The sequence below is a fragment of the Phenylobacterium sp. genome, from assembly GCF_044372605.1.
GTDB lineage: Bacteria > Pseudomonadota > Alphaproteobacteria > Caulobacterales > Caulobacteraceae > Phenylobacterium.
The window spans coordinates 1-5,997 of the sequence record NZ_JBILRO010000217.1 but is presented as its reverse complement, the minus strand read 5'-3'; the positions used below and the strand labels follow the sequence as shown (position 1 = coordinate 5,997).

Sequence of the window (5,997 nt, the reverse complement as noted above, 5' to 3'; positions counted from 1 at the left end):
TGATCGAGGGCAGGAAGGTCAGGTTCACGCCGAAGGGCTTGTCAGTCATCGCACGGCATCGGGCGATCTCGGCGGCCAGGGCCTCTGGCGTGCGCTGGGTCAGGCCTGTGATGATCCCCAGCCCCCCGGCGTTCGACACCGCCGCCGCCATCTCGGCCAGCCCAACAAAGTGCATGCCGCCCTGGACGATGGGGTGCTGGATGCCGAACAGTTCAGTGATACGGGTCTTCATGAGTGCGTTTCCTTGGGAGCTGATTTGCGGTGAGGGTGGCGAGTTGGCCCTGCGTCAATCAAGATCGAAGAAACCGCGCCGAGGCAAGACGGTCGGCATGTTCGTGAATGCCGGCGCCGTCGGAATGTTGCTGCTGGGTGGTGCGCCAGCGGTTCCTGACCGAGCCATGGCCCGAAATTCACGCCACCACCCTGCGACGGGGTCCAGCTTTGAAAGCGGGCGGCGTTCAGGCCGCGTTGCAGCCGCAATCGTCAGGCTGTAGTTAGGCCACGACCCCGCGACGCCTCGCGGCCTTTCCTGTCTGGACGCCTGCCATGCGCCGTCATCTACTCCTCGTCGCGGCCCTGCTCGCTGCGCTGACCGCCGTGCCCACCCTGTCATACGCGCAGGGCCGCCGCGATCCGGAGGCCGACCAGCGCCGCCAGCAGGAGGAGGCCTCCAAGAAGCGCAAGCAACGCGAGGAGTGGGGCGACAACCAGGCGCCGCTGCAGGCGCTGCGCAACGCCGGGCCCTGCCCCTTTGTGAAGTCTCTCTATGACGCGAGCCGCTACATCGAGTTCAAGGACAACCGCGAGGCCTCGGCCGCCGTGGGCTGGTCCGGCGAAATCCAGGGTATCTCGGCCGGTTGCGCCTACAAGGACGATGAGCCGATCAATGTGATGGTCGAGGTGCTGTTCGAACTGGGCAAGGGTCCCCAGGCCCAGGGCCGCGAGAAGACCTATCGCTATTGGGTCGCGGTTACGGATCGCAACCGCACGGTCATCGCCAAGGAATTCTTCGACCTGCCGGTGACCTTCCCCGAAGGCCAGGACCGCGTCTATCTGACCGAGAACATCAACCAGATCGTCATCCCGCGCGCGGCGGTCACGACCTCCGGCTCCAACTTCGAGGTCCTGATCGGCTTTGACGTGACGCCGCAGATGGCCGCCTTCAATCGCGAGGGCAAACGCTTCCGGCTGAATGTCGGCCAGGCGAGCGCTGCGCCAAACCCATGATCGACCTCAAGCGGGCGTTGGGCGAGGCGGTGGAAGCCGCCTTCGCCGCTATTGGCGCGCCTCCGGAACTGGGCCGTGTGACGCCGTCCGATCGCCCCGACCTCGCAGACTTTCAGTCCAACGGCGCACTGGCCGCCGCCAAGCGCCTGGGCAAGAACCCGCGCGAGATCGCCGCCGCCGTGGTCGAACAGCTGGCCGCTGACCCGCGTCTCGCAGGGGTCGAGATCGCCGGACCCGGGTTCATCAATCTGAAGGTCGCGGGGGCCACGCTGTCCGACCGCGCCAACGAGATCGCCGCCGACCCGCGCCTGGGCGCCGAAACGGTGGCTCAGCCTCGCCGCGTGCTGGTCGACTACGGCGGCCCGAATGTGGCCAAGCCGATGCACGTGGGCCACCTGCGCGCCTCGATCATCGGCGAGAGCATCAAGCGCCTCTACCGGTTCCGGGGCGACGAGGTGATCGGCGACGCCCACTTCGGCGACTGGGGCTATCAAATGGGCCTCCTGATCGGCGCCGTCATGGACGAGCAACCCGCGATCCGTGACCTGGTTGAGTCCGCCAACGTCTCAGGCGCGGCGCCGAGCGACCTTGCGCCGCTGGACACCGTTACCCTGGCCGATCTCGACCGCCTCTATCCGGAGGCCGCAGCCCGGGGCAAGGCCGACACCGACTACCGTGACCGCGCCCGCAAGATCACCATGGGCCTGCAGTCCAAGCAGGCCGGCTACTACGCCCTCTGGGAACGCTTCCGCGCTGTCACCCAGGTGGCGCTGGAGCGTGACTTCCATGCGCTGGGCATAGACTTCGACTGGTGGAAGGGCGAAAGCGACGTCGAGCACCTGATCGTCCCGATGGTCGCTGAACTCGACGCCAAGGGCTTGCTGGTCGACGACCAGGGCGCCCGGATCATCCGGGTCTCCCAGCAGGGAGACAAGCGCGAGTTGCCGCCGCTGCTGGTGGTCTCGTCCGAAGGCTCGGCCATGTACGGCACCACCGATCTGGCCACCATTCTCGACCGCAAGCAGGCGTTTGACCCGCATCTGGTGATCTACTGCGTCGACCAGCGCCAGGCCGACCACTTCGAGATCGTGTTCCGCGCGGCCTGTCAGGCCGGCTACGCTCAGGAGGGCCAGCTGGAGCACATCGGCTTCGGCACCATGAACGGGACCGACGGCAAGCCCTTCAAGACCCGCGAAGGGGGCGTCCTCAAGCTCAACGACCTGATCGAGATGACCCGGTCGAAAGCCCGCGAGCGCCTGACCGAAGCGGGTCTGGGCGAGAATATGGACCCCGCCGAGTTCGAGGACATCGCCGGCAAGGTGGCTGTCGCCGCACTCAAGTTCGCCGACCTGCAGAACTTCCGCGGCACCTCCTACGTCTTCGACCTCGACCGCTTCACCAGCTTCGAGGGCAAGACCGGCCCCTATCTGCTCTATCAGGCGGTTCGCGTGAAAAGCCTGTTGCGCCGCGCCGCCGCCGAGGGCTTCGAACAGGGTCCCGTCACGGTCTCGGAGCTGGCCGAGCGCGATCTGGTGCTCACGCTCGACGCCTTCGACGCCGCGCTCAGCGAGGCCTATGACCGCAAGGCCCCGCATGCGCTGGCCGAACACGCCTATCGCCTGAGCCAGGCCTTCTCGAAGTTCTATGCCGCCTGCCCGATGCTGTCGGCGGAACCGGTCTTGCGGTCATCGCGCCTTACGCTGGCGGCCACCACACTGCGCCAGCTCGAACTGGCGCTGGACCTGCTGGGGATCAGCGTCCCGGAGCGGATGTAGGCGTCAGCGCCGCCAGCACCTTCTCCACCCCGGCCACCACCCGGTCGCCGTAGGTCAGGCCCAGCATCGTCGTATGGCTGGCCTCATCCACGTTGTCGATGAACCCGGCGCGCGAGTCCCGCGCCGGCGCGTGGCGCACCTCATTCCAGACGTCCATCTGCGGCGAAGGCGGACCTGCCGTGATCACCGCGATCGGCCAGTTCGTCAGGAGCGGTCCGGCCATCAGCGCCTGCTCACCCGCCGCCCGCCAGCTCTGCACCTCGGCATAGGCGTTCCGGCTCTGGCGGCCATTGACGAACCCCCGCCGCTTCTCGGCGCGTCCCTCCGGCGGCAGACCCACCCGGTCGCCCATCAGATAGAACGGCTTGGTCAGGCCCAGGCTCCCCGCGATCGATCCCAGCCGCGCCAGGTCCGTCATCCGGTCCACGAACACCTGGGCGCCCGGCAGCCCGATCATCTCCGGTGTCACAGCGTCCAGCAGCACCAGCCCGGCCACACGGTCCGGGTTCTGCACCGCAAACTGGCGCAGGTAGAGGCCCGCCATAGAATGCCCCATCAGGATGAACGGCCCCCGCTCTCCCGACGCGGCGATCAGCGCACCCAGGTCCTTGACGATGGCATCGCCGTCCCGTGGCGCGGGGCCGGGGTCGGAATACCCCATCCCCGCCCGGTCATAGGCGCAGGAGCGCAGCCCCTTCGCGCTGAGCTTTTGCTGAAGCGCCGCAAAATCCGCCGCGCCGCTGAAGGCGCCGGCCTCCATCCAGATCACAGGCTGGTCCGACTTCGGCCCCTCGCAGACCAGCCGCAGGCTGCGTCCGCCGATGTCGACCATGGCCCCGCGCGGTTTGTGAACACGGCTGAAAATGTCCGCCGCGACCGCCGCGGTTGCGAACAACGAGACCAGACCCAGAAGGACGAAAAGCAGGATGCGCATGGCGGGTTCGTAATTCGGTTGGAAGCCAAAAGCGAGAGGCGGGACTTGTCGCCCTGCATCCGTTTGAGCCCTACCGCTCCGCCGGCCCCTCGACCTCCAGCCCCATCCCCTCCAGCGTCTCGATCACGCCGCCTTTCGCGATCAGCGGCCGCAGACGCACCATCGCCACCGCCTTGCCCGGCGCCTTCAGCGCCTCGGCGATCTCCGCGGCCTGGGCGTCCACCGTCTCGCGCCAGGCCTCGGCCCCGCCCGAGATCACCAGCAGGCACTTCTCGAACCCCCGCGGGGCCTTCAGCGCCGCGCCCACGTCGCCGCGCGCCCAGCCCTCCGCCGCCGCCCGCGCGACGCCGGGACCGGCCTCCACATCGCTCATCGCCGCATCCAGACAGGCGGTCTGGATGTCCATGGTCAGGCCGCTCCTGAACTCCTTGATCAAAGGCGCGGCGTTGCGGCTTTCCAGCTTCTTTTCCTTGATCCTCAGCTTGCGCGCGGCGCTGCGCACCTGATCCTCGGCATTGCGCCCGCGCGGGCCCTCCCGGGCGTCGCCCACCAGGGTGAAGCCCGCCACCATCGGCCCCCAGCCGGCATAGTGCTTCGCGTCCTTGCCCAGCCCCTCGCGCAGGGTCACAAACCGCGCCCTCAGGTCCGGCGGCAGGTCATCCTCCATGGTCCCCTTCATCCGCAGGCTACGCCGCAGCGACAGCAGCAGTGGAATGTTGCGGATGCCCAGGGTGTAGGACCGCCCGCCGCCGATCAGCACGTTGGAGCCCTTCAGCCGCCGGTTCAGGCCGGACTGATCCCACTTCAGGTCACGCGGCAGGAAGGTATCGGGCAGGGCCAGGATATAGACCGTGGTGTCATCGTCCGAGACCCGCCACCAGGCCGGCCCCACCACCCGCGCCGTCACCACCAGCTCCTCGACCACCGCCCCTTCGGGGTCCGCCAGCACGGGCCTGCCCGTCTGCGCCGCCACCGGCCCGGCCAGCATGAGGGCTGCTGCCCACCCCGAACACACCCAACGCTTCACCGAATTCTCCCGCCATCCAACCATCAGAGTTGGGCGGTCCGTGCGGCGAAAACTAGGCCGCGCAAGATCCTTCTCCCCTTGCGGGAGAAGGTGGACGCCGCAGGCGGACGGATGAGGGGTCGACGGGCGCGTCGAATCCGAGGGCGGCGGGACCGGGCGGGGAGGTCGGCGCGACCCCTCATCCGTCAGGCTTCGCCTGCCACCTTCTCCCACAAGGGGAGAAGGATCTCTCGCGGCGTCGGTGCGTTGTCGCCGGATATCCGGCGGTCAGCCGGTCAGAGATCCTTCTGAACCCGCCGCCGACGTGGAACGCGGACCGTCGCGTCGCCGTCCATCACAAGATCGCCGCCCACATAGACCTCACAGCGCAGCACCACCCGCGCGGCCGCGTGATCAATCGCAGCCACCGTCACCCGGGCCGAGGCGACATCGCCGATCCGCACCGGCCTGTGGAAATTCAGGGTCTGGCCCAGGATCGTGCCGACCACAGCGGATCCGAACGAGGCCGACAGCAGGCCATGCGCGATCCGGCCGCGATAGGCCGTCCTGGACGCGAACGCCTCGTCCATGTGCACGGGATTGAAGTCGTCCGAGGCCTCGGCGAACTGGTCGATCCGCTGTTCGGTCACGGTGACAAGCTTCTCGGCGGTCATGCCGACGACAAGCTCGTCCAGGATGTAGCCGCCCGACGGATGGGGTTCGATCATCCGATGGCCTTACTGTCCGCGCCGTCGGCTCGCCAGCAGAAATACGGATTCACGCAGGGCGCCCTACCGCCCCTCCCCGGTCTTGCGATTGCCGGGCAGCGAGGCCGTGAACCGGTCGCCCGACTGGGTCCAGCCGGGGGTATCCTCGCGCTCCACCTGTCCGGTGATCGGGTTCGGGCAATAGCTCACCACCTTCTTCTCGCCGGTCGCCTCGTCCACCTCCACCTTGAAATGCCGGAACAGGATGGTCCGCATCTGACGCGGCTTCTCCGGTTCCATCGGCTTCAACCGCGCCACCCTGGGCGCCATCACCCCGGCCATCCAGCG

7 protein-coding genes are annotated in these 5,997 nt (G+C 68.0%); 2 read left to right on the top strand and 5 right to left on the bottom strand.

Annotation, left to right across the window (positions count from 1 at the left end; translation table 11 throughout):
- Positions 1-232 (bottom strand): NAD(P)H-dependent flavin oxidoreductase (locus ACIQ42_RS14915; protein WP_397423046.1); only part of this gene is annotated, 232 nt, incomplete at its 3' end.
- A 314-nt stretch (positions 233-546) separates the two neighbouring features.
- On the opposite strand from ACIQ42_RS14915, the gene ACIQ42_RS14910 reads away from it, so the two are divergent.
- Complete coding sequence (locus ACIQ42_RS14910; RefSeq protein WP_397423045.1) at positions 547-1,227, top strand: Tat pathway signal sequence domain protein; 681 nt, start codon at positions 547-549, stop codon at positions 1,225-1,227.
- Positions 1,224-3,002, top strand: a complete 1,779-nt coding sequence (gene argS / locus ACIQ42_RS14905; protein WP_397423044.1) for an arginine--tRNA ligase — start codon at positions 1,224-1,226, stop codon at positions 3,000-3,002. Before ACIQ42_RS14910 ends, argS begins: the two co-directional genes overlap by 4 nt.
- On the opposite strand, the gene ACIQ42_RS14900 is transcribed toward argS, so the two are convergent.
- The 4 genes from ACIQ42_RS14900 to ACIQ42_RS14885 form a co-directional block, all read right to left on the bottom strand.
- Positions 2,980-3,936: an alpha/beta hydrolase gene (locus ACIQ42_RS14900; RefSeq protein ID WP_397423043.1), complete on the bottom strand. Its 957-nt coding sequence runs from the start codon at positions 3,934-3,936 to the stop codon at positions 2,980-2,982. The genes argS and ACIQ42_RS14900 overlap by 23 nt on opposite strands.
- Positions 3,937-4,006: 70 nt before the next feature.
- Positions 4,007-4,963: a TraB/GumN family protein gene (locus tag ACIQ42_RS14895; protein WP_397423042.1), complete on the bottom strand. Its 957-nt coding sequence runs from the start codon at positions 4,961-4,963 to the stop codon at positions 4,007-4,009.
- A gap of 275 nt (positions 4,964-5,238) precedes the next feature.
- The gene (locus tag ACIQ42_RS14890) at positions 5,239-5,670 is read right to left on the bottom strand and encodes a MaoC family dehydratase (protein ID WP_397423041.1); all 432 of its coding nucleotides are present in this window, start codon (positions 5,668-5,670) and stop codon (positions 5,239-5,241) included.
- A 63-nt stretch (positions 5,671-5,733) separates the two neighbouring features.
- On the bottom strand, positions 5,734-5,997 hold a 264-nt coding region (locus ACIQ42_RS14885), incomplete at its 5' end, for a hypothetical protein (protein WP_397423040.1).